Origin of the sequence: Variovorax sp. dw_308, from assembly GCF_019207085.1 — a bacterium.
Classification (GTDB): domain Bacteria; phylum Pseudomonadota; class Gammaproteobacteria; order Burkholderiales; family Burkholderiaceae_C; genus Variovorax.
Map to the genome: position 1 here is coordinate 1 of NZ_JAATOM010000013.1, position 18,145 is coordinate 18,145.

The window sequence follows — 18,145 nt, forward strand, 5'->3', positions numbered from 1 at the left end:
AATCACAGGTGCACCCAATGAGAACGCCGAAGGTGCTGCGGGTGGCGCGCCCGGCGCAGCTGCCGCGCCCGCCACGGCTGGCGCGGCCGTCGCGCCAGCGGGCGGAGCCCACTCCTTCTGCTCCAGGTTCTTCACGCGCGCCTGCAGGTCCTGGATCGTCTTCATCGCCTGGTCCAGCGTGGCCTTGAGCTCCTCGTTGGACTGCGCATGCGATGCGCCGCACAAGGCCAGCGTGACGGCAGCGGCGAAAGCCTGTCGTTTCATCTTGTCCCCGCTTGCAGGAACTCCATGCATCCGTGTCGAGTCGCTAACAGTCTCAGCGCTCTGCACAATCGGTGCGTTGGGATCCGTTGCAACATCAACTGAAATGGCGTCGTTCGGCATGGCTTACCTCAATGGGTCAATGCATCGTGATGGCAAGAACGATTCAGGGATTTGCCGATCATGCGCTCCAGGCCCTCGGCTCACTACGTAAAAACGGTAAATCGGAAGGGGTAGCCGACGGTCAGCGCAACAGTTGGCTGCTACGCCTTGCGAGCGTCGTGCTCGGATACTCGTCAAAGAGGGCGCGATAGGCGGCTGCCATTCGTCCTCCGTCTTGAAAGCCGTAGCGCGTTGCAACGGCTGAGACGCTGGGTGCTTCGCGATCGGCCGCCAGGAGCGCGGCGCGCACCAGATGCAGTCTGCGAAGTCGCAGAAAACGGGTTGGCGCCATCCCGGTTTCGGTGTGGAACGCGTTTCGCAGGGTGCGCTCGCTGATGCCGAGCTCTGAACAAAGCAATGCCAGGGGCGGCAACTGCCCCGCAAGCTCATCTGAGAGCGCGAGCACGTGGGCGACGACACTCCCCCCCGATGACGGGGGCACTACGTGCGCGTCGCGAGAACGCCTTTTGCGTCGATGGTTCATGCCGTGATCCCCCACAGCAAAAAACACGAGCATGCACCCCTTCGATCGCGTCCACTACGTAAAAGCAGCCATTTCAACTATTGAACGTCGCCGTGCCGGATGGCCGACCGGGGCCATCGCGAGTCGCCGTAGAGGTCCTGAGAAGGTAGCGTTCCGAACTGCATCCGATAAGCGCGCGCAAAGCGGCCATAGTCCCAGATGCCAAAGCGACTGCATAGGCTGGTCACACTGTCGCATGGCTGCGCGCGGCGTATACGCTCACGTATCGCGTGTAGCCGATGCAGCATGACGTAATTGTGAGGCCCGACACCAAAATGCGCCTGGAATGCATTGCGCAACGTCCGCTCGGAGGTGCCGCTGGCGTTGCACAACTGCGCGGTGTCGATGGCATCGCCGACGCTCGCTTCCAACTTTTGCAGGGCGCGATCCACGATCCTTCGACGATTGACAGCTCGATCAGGGCTTGCATCGTGATTTCCTAGCGGCACAAGCGCGCGCATCGTCGCATCGAGTACTGACTGACGCGCGGCCAGGCGAAGAGCGCTCTCGCGCGGATTTGCCGAGGTGCTGGACAAAGAGCCAACAATTCGCTCAAGTTCGGCAGTTGCAGCGCACGCCCGCTTGACAATACTTTGCGTCAACAAAGCCCGAGGGAATTCGTCTTCGTGAATGTTCACCCAGGCTTGCAGAAGGTCGGCACGGATGGACACATTGAGCCAGCGGATGGGGCCTTGACTGAAGGTGTGGAACGCCTGTTGCGGGACGGTCCAGGCCACGTCCGAAGTGCCGAGTGCACGGCCGTCAGTCTTCACGTCGCCCTGACCGTCAAGAACGAAATAAACATGGAAGCAATGATCCTTTCCGACCCCGTTGAAGATGCGCGCGGCGCCTTCCTGTCCTGTCATGATTGAAACGCCATCAAGATCGATGATTTGCAGTTTCCATTCCTGGACCTGCCGCTTCGTAATGAAATACTGCCCCTGAAAGCCTTGCAGGGACTCCGCGAACTGATCGAACTCGGGAAAGCTCAACACCCGCACGTTGGCGCGTGCCGCCATCTCTGAATTTGTGTTCAGCATTACGGCAGGCCTGTGTCAACAAGAAAGACTGCATGCATCAGCGATCGCTTCCAAGTGGTCGGACATTGCGGTTGCGCGCTGCGGTTCTACCGTAGAGTAGAGAGTCTGTCACCTGCGTGCTTGTAGCAATAGGTCACAAGGGACGCGCGGGACTGGCTTCTGCGCCAAGGTCAATACAAGACTGGGTTGACGCCCCGAATCCGAAGCGTTCGCCACGTTGTTCGAGCTTGCCGTTTTTACGTAGCGCTTTTGCTTTCGCAAGAGCATTCTCGCCAAACGCGTCAGGTGGACTGCAACGCCGGCGATGACTGGAGGTTCACATGGGACTCGACATTCGTGGCGGATCTATCTCTCGAACTATCGGCGTCTCGCTTGTCGCGTCAGCAGGGTTGGACGGTCCGCCGGGCCTATTCCTTGAGGAGCGGCGCGGCAGCTCGGAAGTGAGCGCGCGATGGACTGGGCTGCGAGCATGAAACGAATGCGTTGCAGGCATTGCCGGACTCTTGCAAGGATGCGGCACACGGCCCCCTTGGGAAGTGGGCTCGGGCGCTTCACAGTTGCGCTCCTGCTGGTTGGCTCATGCCTGTCGGCCACCGCAGCCGAACGCGACACGAGCTTCCAGGACACGATGGCCGACTGGCTCACCATCTTCGTCCTGTGCTTCGTGCCGATCGTGGGCGTCATTATCTTCTGGCTGGTCCACGTGCTGCCTGAAAAGATCGCGCACCACCGGCACCATCCCCAGCGCGATGCCATCACCACGCTTTGCCTGCTCTCGCTGCTGTTCGGCGGGCTGCTCTGGCCGCTGGCGTGGCTCTGGGCCTTCACCAAGCCCATTGGCTACCGCGCCGCCTACGGCACCGACAAGCACGAGGACTACTACGACGAGATGGCCGAGAAGCATCGCGCCGGTGGCCTTGCGCGCGAAGACCTCGTCCACCTGCGCGAGGACCTCGAGGCGATGGAAGCCAGGGGCGCCTTGCCCCCGCGCCTGAGGGCCCTCAAGGACGAGCTCACGCGCCTGCACTACGAAGAGGCGGCGCGCCTGCGGGCGCAAGCTGCGGCCACCGCGCAGAAAGGCGGCGCGTAATGGAACTGCTGCTGCTTGGCATCTATTCTTTCTTCGTCTGGCTCATCTTCATCAAGCTCAAGTGGCTGCCATGGAACGCCGTGACGCAGATCACGGTAGTGATCATCCCTATCGTGGCGCTGACCGTGCTCATCCTGACGCTCAACGTGATTGCGCCGTCATCGCCCGATGCACGCGTCTACAAGTACACCATCCCGATCGTCTCGCAGGTGCGCGGCCGCGTGATCGAAGTGCCAGTGGAAGAAGGCAACCGCCTGGTGCACAAGGGCGACGTGCTGTTTCGCATCGACCGCACGCCCTACCAGCTCGATGTGAACACCCTCACCGCACAACTGGCCAACGCGCAGGCCGGCCAGCGCGAGGTGGAAGCGTCGCTCAAGGGCACCCAAGGCAAGGTCGCGGAGGCGCGCGGCGCCATGCAGCAGGCCGCCAGCCGATTGCGTGAGGTGACCGCTACGCTCGAACTCGCACGCAAGCGCGCGGCGCAGTACCGCGAACTCGTGCGCACCGGCGCCGGCAGCAAGTTCGACCTCGAAAAGGCCGAGACCGACCTGCGTGCGCAGGAAGGCCAGCTCGACGCCGCCCACAGCCTGCAGGCGCAAGCCCGCGGCGCCGAAGCCCAGGCGTTGGCTGGCGAGCAGCAGGTGGTGCAACGCCTGGGCGCGCAGGTCAACGGCGAGTACGCGCAGGTGGCGCAGATCCGTGCGCAGCTCGACAACGCCAAGTGGCTGCTGGATCAGACCACCACCGTGTCGCCTTGCGAGTGCTACGTCGTCAACCTTCAGTTGCGTGCCGGCGCCTTCGTGGCGGGCTTGCCGGTCAATCCGGTGATGACGCTGGTGGAGGCACAAGGCCAGGTCGTGGCCCTGTTCAACCAGAACCAGCTGCATGCCGTGCGCGACGGCGACGAGGCCGAGATCTCGCTCGACACCTTGCCAGGCACGGTCATCAAGGCCCGCGTCGATTCGATCATCTGGGCGCAAGGCCAGGGCCAACTGCAGGCCGGCGGGCAGGTCCCCATGTCAGGCTATGCGCCGCAGCCGGCGGGCCGCTACGCGGTCAAGTTCGACATTGCCGACAAAGACCGCGACGTGTTTCTGGCGGCCGGCGCTGCGGGCCACGCGGCCATCTACACCCAGCACGGCCACCACATCCAGATCCTTCGAAAGGTGGTCATGCGGGTGGGTTCCTACCTCAACTACCTGATCCTGCAACTGCACTGAGCATGCGCGCACACCGCCCCCTTCTTCCCTTGGCCCTGATCGCGGCCACGGCGGCGATGCTCGCAGGTTGCGCACTCAAGTCGCCGCCCGGTCGCGACGAGCTGGCCGCGACTTCCGCGCCCAATCGCCAGGTGCCGCCCGCATGGGTGGCACCCAGCGAGGCGAGCGGCGAGGTTGCTGACCGGTGGCTCGCTACCTTCCACGACTCGCAACTCGATGCGCTGGCCCAGGAAGCGCTGGCCTACAACTACGACTTGCAGGTCGCCGCATCGCGCGTCGAGCAAGCGGCTGCACTGCAACGCGTCGCGGCCGGCACGCTGTATCCGCAAGTGAGCCTGCTGGGGCGCGGCGGCGGCAAGATGGGCGGCGACGCCACGGGCCTGCAAGGCGTGGGCATCTTCGTCAACTGGGAACTCGACCTGTGGGGCCGTGTGCGTGCGGGGGCCGCCGCGGCCCAGCAGCAGTACGGGTCGGCCGCGCTCGATGCGCAATACGCGCGCCAGTCCATCGCGGCGCAAGTGGCCAAGGGCTGGTTCCTGGCGACCGAGGCGCGCATGCAGAAGCAGCTTGCCGAAGACACGGTTAAGGCCTCGACCCAGCTTGAAAGCCTCACGCTCGAGCGCCTTCGCGTGGGCGTCGGCGACGAGTACGACGTAAGCCAAGCGCAAGCCAGCCTCAACAACCTGCGCGACACGGTACAGAGCCTCGACCAGTCCTATCAGCAGGCTCTGCGCTCGCTGGAGATCCTGGCGGGCCGCTACCCCGGCGCGACGCTTGCCGTGCCCGACAGCTTGGGCGCCACGTCGGCGCCGATTCCGGTCGGCATGCCTTCCAACCTGCTCGAGCGGCGCCCAGACGTAGTGGCAGCCGAGCGGCGGGTGGCGGCCGCGATGTACCGCACCGAACAGGCCAAGGCCGCGCGCCTGCCGACCATTTCGCTCACGGCCACGGTCACCAGCATTACGAGCGAACTCTTCGTGCTCAAGGACCGCGACAACCCGACGTGGAGCAGTGGCGCATCCCTGCTCGCACCCCTCTTCCTCGGCGGACAGTTGCAGGGGCAAGTCGAGCTGCGCACGGCAGAGCAGAGGCAGGCGCTGGCCGAGTACGGCCGCACCGGTGCGCGTGCCTTCAGCGAGGTCGAGAACGCGCTATCGGCCGTCTTCGTGCTGGACAAGCGCGAGGCCATCCTGAACCAGGTGGTGGTCGACAACCAGCGCGGGCTGGACCTCGCGAACACGCGCTTTAGGGTCGGCTCGATCGACCTGCGCACGACACTGCAACAGAACCTGCGGCTGTACGGCGCGCAATCGACGCTGCTGCGCGTGCGAAGCGAACGACTGGTGCAGCGTGTCAACCTCTATCTGGCGCTGGGCGGGAGTTTTGGCGAGCGCTCATCGGACATCCACACGAGTCAATACAAGCAATGACATGAGTCATCACCCGACCCAGCACTTGAAGCTGGCCGCCTGCGATCGCGTGTGTGAATATGCGTTGACCTTGGTGCATTCGACAAGGACTTGTCAAGATCACCTGGGTACACGCCATGCTCGCCGGCACCAGGCGTTCCTGGCGGCCTCAGGCATTGCCGCCGCCGTGATCACCGCCTCGAGCCGGGCGCCCGCAGTCCATGCCCGCCCTCGGGCGGGCATGGACTGCACATCCTCACGCCAGCGCTTCAGCGTCCCCACACCAACGCCCACCTCGCGCGCCACAACCTCCAGCGCGAAACTCTCCGGCGGTAGCAACCTTACTACCGCTCGGGCCTTACTCAGCAGTCAGAAATATAGGCGACAGAAGGCGTTTCGAAGAATGATCGAACAAGCCGGCGGTTCTTCTGCATCTCGCGCAACTGCTGGTCGACGCGAATTTCGAGTTTTTCCCCAGCTCGCAAGGGGTTGCGAGCCACGCCGGTACGCTTGACGTGACTCCACACCAGCTCGTCCGGATTCAGGTCCGGTGCGTAGCCCGGCAGGATGTGCATGCTCCGCTGGCCCTCGGTGGACTCGATGTACTCGCGCACGTTGGCTTTCTTGTGAACTGGCAATCCGTCTACCACCAGGTGCACGGGCTCGCTGCGACCCTTCATCATCATCTTGAGCAATTCGATGAATAGCTCGGCATTCAGCGCGCCTTGGTAGGTCGCGAACCAGAACCCTCCCCTGGCGTTGATAGCCGAGGCCGCCGAGATCGACTGGCGCTGGCCGGGACGCTCAATGACCGGGGTCTTGCCCTTGGGCGCCCAGGTCTTGCCGTGCACGGTGTCAGCCCGAAAACCCGACTCGTCCCAGAAATAGACTTCGCCCCCGCTTTGCCTCGCAGCCGCAGCGATGCCGGGGTAGGTTTCACGCTGCCAGCGCTCGATGGCTTGCGGGTTGCGCTGGTAGGCGCGCTGCAGTGGCTTTTGCGGGGTCAGTCCGAGCTTGGCCAGCAACGCACCGACTGCCGTTACTCCCATCTTCGCGCCGAACTTCTGTTCGATCAGCGTCACGACAATGGCGCGTGTCCACAGCCCGAAGTCCAAGCCGTACTGTCGCGGGTCGCGTCCATTGATCCAACGAAACACTTGGCGCTCCTGCGCGGGACTCAGCGTACGCGGCCGGCCAGTGCCGCGCGTGCTGCGCAACGCCTTGAGGCCATTGCCTCGCCCCGAAGAAGCCCTCAGCCATTTGTAGATCGTGGTGCGACTGAAGCCATAGGCAGCGATCACCGCAGAAGGCTTCTCGCCATCGCGAACTCGCTCGACTGCCATCAGGCGAATCTCTTCAAGCGTTTTGTGATCCAGCGTGCGGCCATCTCGCTTCATGCGCTATTGGATCATCAATTCGATTGCCGCGGCGAGTTTTGTAGCCTAAATTATCGACTGCTGAGTAAGTGATTTTTCGTATCGAGCCACTCTCGTCCTTCATCGCCAAACGACCGTGCGTTGCAAACCCCAGAAGGTAGAGGTAAAAAGGAGGCAGGATGCTGGCTGAGTTATTTCAAAGTTGCCGTATTGAAACTGTCAACGGCCAATAGAGATTGCTCGTTGTCGGCGTACCTCTGTATTGATAAAGAGGTTCTTTACACCAACTTCCGAAGGACATTTTTCATGAGCAAGTTTCTCGCCGTCATGATCGCCGGCCTTTTCGCAGCAGGTGCGTATGCCCAGAACCCTTCCGGCACCTCGGATGAGCAAGGCAACGCCACCAACAGCAAGTCGCAGCAACGCGCTGAGGCCAAGAAAAATTCGAAGGCCCAAGGTCAGGTGAAGGCTCCGGCCGGGGACATTGCCAAAACCCCTGAAGGCGGCGCAATCGGCACAGATAAGGCCGCAACCAGCGGCGAAGCGCGTGCCGAAACCCGGGACACGCGCCGCACCAACAAGGATGGCACCAAGAAGCGCCGTTCAACTCAGGGCGGCACGCCGAAGTAACGTCATTTCGCAGGCAGCCCCAAAACTGCCTTCGGCCGAAGCCAACGAGCGCACATGGCAGGCTTTCACGGCACCTCTATTCCTCAGAGCCCGGCTTTTAATCTTGCGCTGGACTCTTTTACCCGCTTCGGCGGGTATTTTTTGGTATGGCCCGCCCGGCGGCGGTGATTGGCCCGCGTCGGGCGATTCGCTTAGCGGACCGTCAGGCGCGCGCCGCTGCAATCAGTTGACGGAGGTTCGACGCGCCTGATCAACGTGTGCGTTCTCTGCGCCGGACCATCAGCGCCACCGGCCGCCAGCCTAGTGCCGCCAGTTGCTGGAACGAGGTCTTGACGCCTAGCCCTGCAATCGCGGCGACAAGGCACCAGCGTGAGACCTGGTTCAATGCGCCGCCCAGATCGTGCGAGATGAGCCCCGCGCTGTTCACGCCCACCAGACCATGAACGCGACAAGGAAGCCCGGCAGCAGTGCTGGCCGCACGGTGGTGGCCTGCGCCGTCTTGTCGCCGCGATACATCAGCGAGAAGACGAGCACCGCAGGCACGAGCAAGGCCACGCGCAGGAGCTTCACGACCGTGGCCGTGTCCGCGGCTTCGGGCGAGATCATCGTGCCCGCGCCGACCACTTGCGCGACGTCGTGGATGGTGCCGCTGAAGAAGACGCCTGCCGCCGTCGGATCCAGGTGCAGGAGCCGGGCGATGGCGGGATAGAGAATCATCGCGAGCGTGGAGAGCGACGTGACGCCGACCACGGTCAGCAGGGTGAAGCGCTGGTTCTCCGCGTTCTTCGGCAGCACTGCCGAGAGCGCCAGTGCCGCAGACGCGCCACAGATGCCCACTGCGCCGCCTGTCAGCAGACCCTCGGTCGTCGAGCGCTCCAGGCGCTTGCCGAGGAAGGCACCGAAGGCGATCGTCGCCACCGTCCCGACCACGACCAGCACGACGGGGCCCATGCCAAGCGCCGTCACCTGCCCCATCGTGATGCGCGCACCGAGCAGCGCCGCGCCGAAGCGCAACAAGCGGCGCGCGACGAACTCGATCCCGGACTGGATGCGCGGATCGTCGGCCAGGAAGTTGAACGCCATGCCGAAGAACAGCGCATAGAGCAGCTGCGGGCCGCCGTAGTGCTCCGAGATGAATGTCGCTGCGAGGGCGATGGTGATCGCGGTGAGCGCGCCGGGCAGGATGACCTGCTATCTGGAAGGTCGCAGTTGGGTCAGTGTCAGCATGTCAGGTTCGATTCGGTGGTGGCGCCTGATGCATGGAGGCCTGCGCAGATGCGCGCCGCAGGGCCCCAGCGATTGGCGTAGGACTGGATGGCCAAGCCGTCTTCGAAGGCCTTCTCCAGCAGGAAGAGCCCGGGCGCGGGGCACACGGCGCCGAGATGGACGAGCACCGGCTTGAGCAGGCACTCCGCCGCCATGCCGTGCATGGCCGTGGCGCCGAGCATCAGCGGAATGGCGACTACGCCCTGCAAGCCAGTGCCGCCGGCGAACTGGTCAAGGAACAGCTTGAGCAAGCCGCTGTAGCTTGCCTTGAAGGTGGGACTCGCCACGATCACGAGGCGCGAGGCGGCTACGGTGCTTACGGCGGCTTCGACGGCCGGATCATTCCAGCCGAGCAGCGCCGGCCCCAGTTCGGCCAGTTCGATGGTCGTGCCAGGTGGGGCGCCAGTCAGTGCGGTGGCGAGCATGGTCGCGGCCTGCGCGGTGCGCGAATGCAATCTGGGATTGCCGATGACGATGGCGGTCTTCATGAAAGCACGCGTCTTTCAGCGAGGCCCGTGGCCCTGCGAGGTGCCGAGGGTGGCATCCGGATTTCCGAGGAAGAACTTCAGCGCCATGCGCTGGACGAAGGTGCCGTACGGCGGATAGAACATGTCAGTCGGGAAGAAGCGATGGCGCTTGAACACCGTCTTGGCATGCGACAGCTCGCGAAAGCCCTCTTCCCCGTGGTAGTTGCCCATGCCCGAGTTGCCGATGCCCCCGAAGGGCGCATCGTGGTTCACCACATGCCAGCCCCAGTCGTTGATCGCAACGCCGCCCGAGTGGGTGCGGCGCAGCAGGTTGTCGCGCTCGGCGCTGTCGTGGCTGAAGCAATAGAGCGCCAGCGGACGCTCGCGTTCGTTGATGAAGGCGATGGCCTCTTCCATCGTGTCGTACGGAACGACCGGCAACAGCGGGCCGAAGAGTTCCTCCTTCATCACGAGCATGTCGGGCGTGACGTTGGTGATGATCTGCAGCGGCAGCGCGCGGCTGTTGCCCACGGGGGCAGGACCACAGGACGCGATGTGCGCGCCCTTGGCCTGCGCGTCCTCCAGGATGCGCCGGATGCGCCGGAACTGGCGCTCGTCGACGATGCCGGTGAAGTCGGGGTTGCCGGCCGTCCTGCCCTTGAAGAAGCCCTTGTAGGTGCGGCTCACACTCTCGACGAATTCATCAACGCGTTCGCGCGGCACCAGCGCGTAGTCCGGGGCGACGCAGATCTGGCCGGCGTTGGTCGCCTTGCCGTGCGTGATGCGCCTGGCCGCATCGGCCACGGGATAGTTGCGCGTGACCAGGGCCGGCGACTTGCCGCCGAGTTCGAGCGTCACCGGCGTCAGGTTGGCAGCCGCCGTGCGCATCACGATCTTGCCGACGGCTGGCGAGCCCGTGAACACGATGTGGTTGAACGGCTGCGAGGTGAAGACGTTGGGGTCGATCAATTCTTCCCCCACCACCGCCACCAGGTCTTCCGCGAAGACCTCGCCCAGCATCGCCTTGAAGACCGCGTTGGTCGCCGGCGTGGCCTCGGGCATCTTGATCATCACGCGGTTGCCGGCGGCAAGCGCGGCGATGGCCGGGCCCAGTGCCAGGTAGATCGGGAAGTTCCACGGCGTGATGACGCCGACGACTCCCTTGGGCTGGTACATCACCTTGACGCTGTTGCTCAGGAACAGCAGCTCGGTCGCGCGGCGGCTCGGCTTCATCCAGCGCTTGACATGCGAGATCGCGTGGTTGAGTTCCATCATTGAACCCAGCACGTCCAGCATCTTCGATTCTGCGTGCGCGCGGTGGCCGAAGTCGCGGCTCATGGCGTCGGCCAGAACGTCCTGGTAGCGCGATAACTGACGCTTCAGCGCCCTGAGCCGGCTCAGGCGCTCAGGCGCGCTCGCGCTGGGTGCTGCGGCGAAGGCGGCCTGCTGCGCGGCGAAGATGCGCGCGACGCGTTCATTGGCGGCCAGGCTGCCGGCCGATTGGAATGGTGCGTTGTTCATGATGTGTCCTTGTCTGCGTGTTGTTGGGATCGCGTCTCTCAGGCCTCTATTGCACCGCGGGCAGTCTCATAAGTAAAATGAAAGTTTCCGATGTGCTGAATGCACAAACTGAATGCTTAGAACTTACGCTCCGCTGCGCCAAGACCGCGGGAACCTGCGTCGGGGGCCAGACCCAGCACCGCTGATGGCCGCCGCGCGCCGGCGACCGCGGCTCAGTGCTCCGATGGCTTGGCTTTGGCAGTCAACCCCCCGAACAGCAGCCCCACCACGGCCAGTTGACTGGCGAAGTAACCGCTGTGCTTGGGTAAGTCGTCATGTATGTCGCTCACCCGGCGGTGATAGAACATGTGCAGCGACGCAGGCGGCAGCGTCGAGGTGTCCGCGTAGTTGCCGGTGGGCAAGAACGCCAGCTTGGCGGGGCCGGCCAGGCCGAACTCGATGACCGGTTTGCCGCAGACATGACAACTGCCTCGCTCGATGTTCGGCGGCAAGCGGTACTTCCTGTAGACAACCGAGCGCGCAGCGGACATGTCGACATCGCGGGCGCGCAGCACCGTGACATCCGAGAACGGCTTGCCGGTGTAGGCTTGGCAGATCTCGCAATGGCAGATGAAACGCGCGACGGGCGCGGCGGTCACTACCATGCGATTGCTGCCGCAATCGCATGAAGCTGCCAACGGTCGATAGGTTGTGGTCATGGACTCGTGCTCACATTCGAGGTCACCGCATCGCCGCAAAGGATGTCGGCGTACTTCTGGCGCAGGTCCATCTTCTGGATCTTGCCGGTGGCACCCATCGGTAGGCTGTCGACGAAGATCACTTGGTCAGGCAGCCACCACTTGGCAACCTTGCCGCCGAGGAACTCGAGCAGCGCGGCCTCGTCGATCTCGTGGCCCGGCTTCTTCACCGCGCACAGCACCGGGCGTTCGTCCCACTTCGGATGCTTGACCCCGATGACCGCGGCCATCGCGAGCGCGGGATGGGCGATGGCTGCGTTCTCCAGGTCGATCGAACTGATCCATTCGCCGCCGGACTTGATCACGTCCTTGACGCGGTCGGTGATCTGCATGGTGCCGTCGGCGTCGATGGTGGCGATGTCCCCGGTCGGGAACCAGCCGTCGCGCAGCGCGGGCTTCTCTCCCTTGAAATACTCGGAGACGATCCAGGGCCCGCGCACCATCAACTCTCCCGCGGACTTGCCATCGCGCGGCAGTGCATTGCCATCGATGTCCACCACCTTGAGCTGCACGCCGAAGACGGCGCGGCCCTGTTTGCTGCGCAGCGCATATTGCTGCTCGGCATCGAGCGCGGCGTGCTTGGCAAGCGGCACGCCCTGCGTGCCCAGCGGACTGGTCTCGGTCATGCCCCAGCAGTGGCGCACTTCGACGTCGAACTTCTCCGCGAAGTCGCGGATTAGTGATTGCGGCATCGCCGAGCCGCCCACCACGGAGCGGCGCATGGTCGAGGGCTTGAGGCCCTGGCTTTCCATGAACTGCGCCAGTCCGAGCCAGATCGTCGGCACGCCTGCGCTGCAAGTCACGCCTTCGGCTTCCATCAGTTCGAACAGGCTAGCGCCGTCGAGGCGCGGGCCGGGCAGCACCAGCTTGCAGCCGTTCATCGGCGCCGCGTACGGGATGCCCCAGGCGTTCACATGGAACATGGGCACGACGGGCAGTACGCAATCGCGCACCGACAGCGACAGCGTGTCGGGCATGGTCAGCGCGAAGCTGTGCAGCATCGTCGAGCGGTGCGAATACAGCACCCCCTTGGGGTTGCCGGTGGTGCCGGAGGTGAAGCACAGCGAGCTCGCGGTGCGCTCGTCGAACTCGGGCCAGGTGAAGGCGTCGCCCTGCGTGGCGAGCAGGGTCTCATAGCACAGCAGACCCTGAAGCTTCGACTGCGCGGGCATGTGCGCTTCGTCGGTCATCAGCACAAAGGCGCGGATGCCCGGGCACATCGGCGCCACGGCCTCGACCAGCGGCAGGAAAGTGCTGTCGAACAGCACGATGTCGTCTTCGGCGTGGTTCAGGATGTAGGCAAGCTGCTCGGCATGCAGGCGCGGGTTGCAGGTGTGCAGCACGGCACCGCTGCCCGAGACCGCAAAGTAGGCCTCCAGGTGGCGGTGGTTGTTCCATGCCAGCGTGGCCACACGCGATCCGCTGGCCATGCCGAGGGCGGCGAGCGCGTTGGCGAGTTGGCGTGCGCGCCGCGCGAGATCGCGATAGGTGTAGCGGAAAAGGTCGCCGTGCGTTTCGCGCGAAACGATTTCGACATCCGAATACTGCTGCTCGGCATGCTCGAGCAGGCTCGACAGCAGCAGCGGGCGATCCATCATCAAACCAAACATGATTTATTCCTTTATTTGCGTGCGATGTTCCTGCGGCATGGGTTTGCTGCGAGGAACGTTCATTGGGGATGTGACCGGAGCGAATGCACCGCCCCGGCGTTGGTCAGCGGGGCTTCAGCCCGGCGACACCGGTCGCAGGCGCTGACGTGAAGCCCTGCGCCGCTTCCGGCTTGAGTTGCCACTCGGCAGCGCGCTTGAGCGTCTCGGCGTAGGACTTCAGGCCACTGCGGAAGAGCAGCGTTGCCAGGGCACCAGCCACCAGGAACACGATGAGCATCGAGGTACTGATCGCCTTCGGATCACGCAACACGTAGTCCGTCAGCAAGCCGATCGCGACCGGACCCATGCCTGCGCCCAGGAGGTTCAAGCCACCAGTGTAGAGCGCCGCAAGCTGGCCACGCATCGGGGCCGGAGAAATCTGCGCAATGACCGCAGGCCCTACGCCAAACAGGAAGAACGAGAAGAACGCCGACAGGCCGAGGCAGACCGCCGCCATGTTCGCGGTGGGCACCAGCACCATGGCGCTGGTCGAGGCCGTGAGGCCTGCGACCGCCACCAGCGCGATGCGCATATAGGCGTTGACGATGCCGCGCTTGCGCCAGTGGTCACCGAGCCAGGATGCGAAAAGAGTGCCGAGCGGTCCCGCGATGGCAAGCAGCAAACCGAACACCTTGCCGATCTCCTGGTACTTCCAGCCGAAGTGACGCACGAAATACGTCGGAGCCCAGCCTGCGTAGCCATACACGCACATGTAGAAGAAGCCCGCGCCCACCAGGAACGAAGTGATCGTCTTGCCGTTCTGCACGATATAGTCCTTGACCTGAACAATCGGCACACTGACCGCTTCCTCTGCCACGCTCGAAGCGCCTGAAATGCCCTTCCTCGCGATGCGAGGCTCGGGTACGAGCAGCATGAAGAACGCGATGACGACACCCGGAAGTCCGACGGCGATGAAAGTCGCCTGCCACGGCTCGATCTCGCCGAGGAAGGGCAGGACGGGGCGCGACGCGGTGTAGGCGCCGAGGATCAATCCGCCCGCGATCAGGCCCACCCCGGAACCAACAGCCCCTGCCGCGCCGAATACGCCCATCGCGCGACCGCGACGCTCCGGCGCAAACAGGTCGGCCAACAACGAGACGGTACCTGGTACCAGTACCGCCTCGCCAACCGCCACGGCAACGCGCGCGGCCAGCAAGTGCCAGTACTCCGTGGCAAGTCCACCCGCCGCAGTGGCCAAGCTCCATACGGCGATGCCAACAGCAATGATTACGCGGCGGTTGCCACGGTCAATGAGCCGCGCGATCGGCAGGCCCATCACGCCGTAGAACGCCGCGAAAGTGAAGCCGTGCAGCAAGCCGATCAGCGTGTCGTTCACGTGAAGCGACTTCTGGATGGGTCCGACCAGCAAGGTCAGAATCTGGCGATCCATGATCGAGAAGATGTAGGCGGCCAGGAGCACGCCGACGGCATACCACGCTCGGCCCGGGCTGACTGCCGGGCGGCCTTCGCCTTGCTCTGTTGATGTTGCTATGTCCATGCTTGTCTCTCTCGTTGTTGTATGCATTGCGTTGCAGAACTCAGGCTTGATTGGCCGCGACTTCATCACGCCACAGGTTGTTCTCGCGCCAGAAGTGCTCCTTGCGCCAATGGCTGGGCAGGCCACTCGAGGTGGATTGAATGACACGCTTGAGCAACAACTTGAGTACCTGCGCCTCGCGGTAGTCGAGCTCGCGCTCCGCATTGGCCTCAGCCGACTTGCCCGCGGCGAGCAGTTCGATGGCGTAGGCGCGGCCTTCGCCGGTGAAGCGGACCAGGCCGCTCGGCCCCTCGCCCTCGACCTTGATCAATCCTTGTTCGACCAGCGCCTGGATGTCCGAGGCTTTGACTTCGTAACCCGAGATCGCGACAAGCTGGGAGAGTTCGTCGAACGTGCGGCTGTCGCCCATGCTCAGCACGGACAGAACGTTGTAGTCGACGTCGCGCAGACCCTTGTCCTTCAGGTCGGCCTTGATCGGCATCAGGAGCTGGTAGTACGCGCGTCCCAGCAGGTTTCCGAGCCAGTCGCCGCCGAAGGTGGCGCTGACGTCTGCTTCATCGGCTTTTTTGAGTAGCAAACCGTAGTTCCCTCCATGGAAAATCAGGGGTGGTCGGGCGAAGTGGTCGAAGTTGAGCACCTCGCCCACGAAGATGATGTGATCGCCGCCGTCGTACTGGTAGGCGACGCGGCACTCGAAGCGCGCCGAGCAGCCGTCGAGCAACGGCACCTCGCCGTGCCCGCGCGCCACTTGCGCGCCGGCGAACTTGTCGGTGCCGCTCTTGGCAAAGCGGTTGGACACGACCTCCTGGTCGGCCGCGAGGATGTGCACCGCAAAGTAGTCCGTGTCCTTGAACGCCGCGATGCTCGAGGAGTTCTTTCCGAGGCTCCACAGCACCATTGGCGGGTCCATGGACACCGAGTTGAAGCTGTTGGCGGTCAGCCCGTAGTCCTTGCCGTCCGCACCGCGCGTGGTCACGATGGTGACGCCGGTGGTGAATGAGCCGAGCGCCTTGCGGAACTGGCCCTTGTCGATCGTTGCAGTCATGTTTTGTCTCCGTTGTGGGGGGGCGGGTCGGTCGCGTTAGTTCATGAGCAGGGGCATGACCAGGCGGCCGAAGCGCTCGGCCTCTTCGTGGTGCGGATAGCCCGACAGGCAGAAGCCCGAGCAGCCGGCGTCCACGAATTCCTGCAGTTGCGCGGCCACCTGCTGCGGGTTGCCGACCACGGCCACCCCGGCGCCGGGACGCACTTCGGTGATGCCGGTCCAGAGGTGCGGCGTCATCTTGCGGCCGACCGTCTTCGACAGTTCCTTCTGGCGTGCATTGGCCGCGGAAGAAGTGGAGCCTTCGAGTGCTTTCACCATGGCCTTGGCGCTGGCGGTTTCGTTGGCGCCTTCGATCAGGCGGTCCGCGGCTTCCCATGCCTCGGCCTCGGTCTCACGGCAGATGATCTGCAGGCGCATCGCGAACTTGATTTCGCTCTCGCGTCCGTACTTGGTCGCGCGCTGACGCATCCGATTGATTTCCTCGCGGATCTTCTCCGGGTAGTCGCCCCAGAAGAGATGCACGGCCGAGTGCTGCGCCGAGATCTCGGCCGCCTGTTCGGAGCCGCCGCCCAGGAAGAAAGGCGGGTGCGGGTTCTGCACGAGCTTCGGTAGGATCTTCGGGCCGTCGACGTGATAGTAGTCGCCCTTGAACTGGACACCCTCCTCGGCCCAGAGTCGCTTCATGAGGCGGACCTCTTCCTCGAGTTGTGCGTAGCGCTCTTCCTTGGAAACGTACTGGCCTTCTGCCGCGGCGTCCTTCTCGCTGATGCCGGCAATGAGGTTCAGGTAGACGCGGCCATTGGACAACTGGTCCATCGTCGAGACCATCTTGGCCTGCGCCACTGGATGGAAGAAGCCCGGCTTGATGGCGACCAGTGCCTTGAGCTTCTTCGTGCGGGCCAGCATGAAGGAGGCCGAGACCCAGGCGTCCCAGCAAACGGGCGAAACCGGCACCAGCATGTAGTCGAAGCCGGCAGCTTCCGCCGCCAGCGAGACGCGTTCGAAGTGTTCGAGCGATTGAGGAATGCTCTGCGACGGATCGCCGAATGCACTCGTGTCTCCGAGGGTGGGGCAGAACCAGCCCATCGAAAGGGGTGTCGTGTTGCTCATGTGCGTGTCTCCGTGGTGAATGTCTGTTGAGGCCTCTATTGCATCGCCTATCAAGCCATAAGTACAATGAACTCTTTGGATAGCACGCATGCACAAACTGAATGTCGACAACTTCGACCTGAACCTGCTTGCGGTCTTTCTGAAGCTATGGGAGACGCGCAGCGTCACTCGAGCGAGTGACAAGCTGGCCTTGAGCCAACCCGCCGTCAGCCATGCCTTGCGTCGATTGCGCGACGCGCTGGGCGACGAACTTTTCGTGTCGAGCAAGGAAGGCTTGGTGCCGACGGCGCGTGGCGAGTCGCTGGTCGCTCCAGTGCGCGAAGCGCTCGCACAGATCGGACTCGCATTGCAGGCGGGCGAGGCCTTTGTGCCATCGCTCGCACAACGCGAATTCAGGATCGGTGCAGGCGACATGGTGGAGTTCTCCATGGCGCCCCAACTCATCGAGGAGGTTGCCCGCGAGGCACCGGGCATTCTCATCAAGCTGGTCGCGGTGCCGGAGGGCGACCTCGGTCGACAACTGCTCGAATCGGGCCAGGTGGATGCCGTCATCGACGGCCAAGCCGTGAAGGGGTCGGGCGTGCGCAGCGAAGTTGCGGCCGAGATCGGCCTGGTCACCCTCATCTGGAAACGCGAAAAACTGGTCAAGCGGCGTTTCCCCCTCGAGCTTTACCTGAAGCGGCCGCACATCGTCATACGTACACCGGAGCGGCGCGGCACGATCGTCGACCAGACACTCGCCGAACGCGGGTTGAAGCGTCCTATCGGGGCCATCGCGCAGCACTTCATATCGATGCCGGTCATTGCGGCACGAACTGGCTACATCTGCAACCTGCCCAGCGGTATGGGCGCCACCTTCGCGGATCTGTTCGGCCTCAGCGTGCACGAACCGCCGTTGCCCTTTGCGCCTTCGCCGCTCTACCTTTCGTGGCACAAGCGCTTCGAGGCCGACCAGGCGCTCGCGTGGATGCTGCAGAAGATTCGACACGTGGTGGCTGACGTGGCGTGACGGTACGAACCCGATCGCCAGGCATCTTCCCGCGCCCCGGAACAACTAGCCTGTAGCGGCCGGCACCAGGCAACTGAAAACGCTCCCGCTTGTCGACGGCAGTGCACCGCCGGTGCACTGCCACGAAGA

At 63.8% G+C, this 18,145-nt stretch carries 16 protein-coding genes and 1 pseudogene; 5 read left to right on the forward strand and 12 right to left on the reverse strand.

All coding sequences use genetic code 11. The annotated features are described in order from the left end of the window. From HCU76_RS22690 to HCU76_RS22700, 3 genes are all read right to left on the reverse strand, one after another. On the reverse strand, positions 1-264 hold a 264-nt coding region (locus HCU76_RS22690; RefSeq protein WP_213959810.1), incomplete at its 3' end, for a hypothetical protein. A gap of 241 nt (positions 265-505) precedes the next feature. Next, the gene (locus tag HCU76_RS22695; RefSeq protein WP_213959809.1) at positions 506-907 is read right to left on the reverse strand and encodes a helix-turn-helix domain-containing protein; all 402 of its coding nucleotides are present in this window, start codon (positions 905-907) and stop codon (positions 506-508) included. A 77-nt stretch (positions 908-984) separates the two neighbouring features. After that, the gene (locus HCU76_RS22700) at positions 985-1,986 is read right to left on the reverse strand and encodes a helix-turn-helix domain-containing protein (protein WP_218510728.1); all 1,002 of its coding nucleotides are present in this window, start codon (positions 1,984-1,986) and stop codon (positions 985-987) included. A gap of 529 nt (positions 1,987-2,515) precedes the next feature. Here HCU76_RS22700 and HCU76_RS22705 point away from each other — a divergent pair. The 3 genes from HCU76_RS22705 to HCU76_RS22715 are packed head-to-tail and all read left to right on the forward strand — an operon-like array spanning position 2,516 to position 5,729. Further along, positions 2,516-3,076 (forward strand): DUF3302 domain-containing protein, encoded by a 561-nt coding sequence (locus HCU76_RS22705; RefSeq protein WP_256354360.1) that lies wholly within the window; start codon positions 2,516-2,518, stop codon positions 3,074-3,076. Next, a complete protein-coding gene (locus HCU76_RS22710) occupies positions 3,076-4,299 on the forward strand; it encodes an HlyD family secretion protein (RefSeq protein ID WP_213959806.1) in 1,224 nt (407 codons plus the stop codon). Before HCU76_RS22705 ends, HCU76_RS22710 begins: the two co-directional genes overlap by 1 nt. 2 nt (positions 4,300-4,301) lie before the next feature. Next, the gene (locus HCU76_RS22715) at positions 4,302-5,729 is read left to right on the forward strand and encodes an efflux transporter outer membrane subunit (RefSeq protein ID WP_213959805.1); all 1,428 of its coding nucleotides are present in this window, start codon (positions 4,302-4,304) and stop codon (positions 5,727-5,729) included. Between the two features lie 341 nt (positions 5,730-6,070). Here the strand turns inward: HCU76_RS22715 and HCU76_RS22720 are convergent, their stop codons facing one another. Beyond that, positions 6,071-7,105, reverse strand: coding sequence for an IS630 family transposase (locus tag HCU76_RS22720; RefSeq protein ID WP_213959804.1), 1,035 nt, complete (start codon positions 7,103-7,105; stop codon positions 6,071-6,073). A gap of 285 nt (positions 7,106-7,390) precedes the next feature. Between HCU76_RS22720 and HCU76_RS22725 the strand changes: the two genes are divergently transcribed. Further along, positions 7,391-7,714, forward strand: coding sequence for a cell envelope biogenesis protein TolA (locus HCU76_RS22725; protein ID WP_213955562.1), 324 nt, complete (start codon positions 7,391-7,393; stop codon positions 7,712-7,714). A 250-nt stretch (positions 7,715-7,964) separates the two neighbouring features. Here HCU76_RS22725 and HCU76_RS22730 read toward each other — a convergent pair. From HCU76_RS22730 to HCU76_RS22765, 8 genes and pseudogenes are all read right to left on the reverse strand, one after another. Beyond that, positions 7,965-8,899 (reverse strand): annotated as a pseudogene (locus HCU76_RS22730) (YeiH family protein). Positions 8,900-8,934: 35 nt separating this feature from the next. Beyond that, positions 8,935-9,468: an NADPH-dependent FMN reductase gene (locus tag HCU76_RS22735; RefSeq protein ID WP_213959803.1), complete on the reverse strand. Its 534-nt coding sequence runs from the start codon at positions 9,466-9,468 to the stop codon at positions 8,935-8,937. A 15-nt stretch (positions 9,469-9,483) separates the two neighbouring features. Then, positions 9,484-10,968, reverse strand: a complete 1,485-nt coding sequence (locus tag HCU76_RS22740) for a coniferyl aldehyde dehydrogenase (protein ID WP_213959802.1) — start codon at positions 10,966-10,968, stop codon at positions 9,484-9,486. A 212-nt stretch (positions 10,969-11,180) separates the two neighbouring features. Further along, positions 11,181-11,612 (reverse strand): GFA family protein, encoded by a 432-nt coding sequence (locus HCU76_RS22745; protein WP_213959801.1) that lies wholly within the window; start codon positions 11,610-11,612, stop codon positions 11,181-11,183. Between the two features lie 50 nt (positions 11,613-11,662). After that, entirely contained in the window at positions 11,663-13,315 is a 1,653-nt protein-coding gene (locus tag HCU76_RS22750) for a 3-(methylthio)propionyl-CoA ligase (protein WP_213959800.1), read from the reverse strand. A gap of 103 nt (positions 13,316-13,418) precedes the next feature. Then, a complete protein-coding gene (locus HCU76_RS22755; RefSeq protein ID WP_218510729.1) occupies positions 13,419-14,774 on the reverse strand; it encodes an MFS transporter in 1,356 nt (451 codons plus the stop codon). 118 nt (positions 14,775-14,892) lie between these two features. Beyond that, positions 14,893-15,897, reverse strand: coding sequence for a flavin reductase (locus HCU76_RS22760; protein ID WP_213959798.1), 1,005 nt, complete (start codon positions 15,895-15,897; stop codon positions 14,893-14,895). A gap of 36 nt (positions 15,898-15,933) precedes the next feature. Beyond that, positions 15,934-17,007, reverse strand: coding sequence for an LLM class flavin-dependent oxidoreductase (locus tag HCU76_RS22765; RefSeq protein WP_213959797.1), 1,074 nt, complete (start codon positions 17,005-17,007; stop codon positions 15,934-15,936). A gap of 88 nt (positions 17,008-17,095) precedes the next feature. Here HCU76_RS22765 and HCU76_RS22770 point away from each other — a divergent pair, with 88 nt between their 5' ends. Beyond that, positions 17,096-18,016: a LysR family transcriptional regulator gene (locus tag HCU76_RS22770; RefSeq protein WP_213959796.1), complete on the forward strand. Its 921-nt coding sequence runs from the start codon at positions 17,096-17,098 to the stop codon at positions 18,014-18,016. Positions 18,017-18,145 lie beyond the last annotated feature (129 nt).

What these genes read in the sequence shown, in the direction of transcription:
- HCU76_RS22765 (WP_213959797.1), bottom strand. Translation starts at nt 17,007, where the DNA reads ATGAGCAACACGACACCCCTTTCGATGGGCTGGTTCTGCCCCACCCTC.
- HCU76_RS22720 (WP_213959804.1), bottom strand. Translation starts at nt 7,105, where the DNA reads ATGAAGCGAGATGGCCGCACGCTGGATCACAAAACGCTTGAAGAGATT.
- HCU76_RS22770 (WP_213959796.1), top strand. Translation starts at nt 17,096, where the DNA reads ATGCACAAACTGAATGTCGACAACTTCGACCTGAACCTGCTTGCGGTC.
- HCU76_RS22740 (WP_213959802.1), bottom strand. Translation starts at nt 10,968, where the DNA reads ATGAACAACGCACCATTCCAATCGGCCGGCAGCCTGGCCGCCAATGAA.
- HCU76_RS22715 (WP_213959805.1), top strand. Translation starts at nt 4,302, where the DNA reads ATGCGCGCACACCGCCCCCTTCTTCCCTTGGCCCTGATCGCGGCCACG.
- HCU76_RS22700 (WP_218510728.1), bottom strand. Translation starts at nt 1,986, where the DNA reads ATGCTGAACACAAATTCAGAGATGGCGGCACGCGCCAACGTGCGGGTG.
- HCU76_RS22750 (WP_213959800.1), bottom strand. Translation starts at nt 13,315, where the DNA reads ATGTTTGGTTTGATGATGGATCGCCCGCTGCTGCTGTCGAGCCTGCTC.
- HCU76_RS22710 (WP_213959806.1), top strand. Translation starts at nt 3,076, where the DNA reads ATGGAACTGCTGCTGCTTGGCATCTATTCTTTCTTCGTCTGGCTCATC.
- HCU76_RS22695 (WP_213959809.1), bottom strand. Translation starts at nt 907, where the DNA reads ATGAACCATCGACGCAAAAGGCGTTCTCGCGACGCGCACGTAGTGCCC.
- HCU76_RS22760 (WP_213959798.1), bottom strand. Translation starts at nt 15,897, where the DNA reads ATGACTGCAACGATCGACAAGGGCCAGTTCCGCAAGGCGCTCGGCTCA.
- HCU76_RS22745 (WP_213959801.1), bottom strand. Translation starts at nt 11,612, where the DNA reads ATGGTAGTGACCGCCGCGCCCGTCGCGCGTTTCATCTGCCATTGCGAG.
- HCU76_RS22725 (WP_213955562.1), top strand. Translation starts at nt 7,391, where the DNA reads ATGAGCAAGTTTCTCGCCGTCATGATCGCCGGCCTTTTCGCAGCAGGT.
- HCU76_RS22735 (WP_213959803.1), bottom strand. Translation starts at nt 9,468, where the DNA reads ATGAAGACCGCCATCGTCATCGGCAATCCCAGATTGCATTCGCGCACC.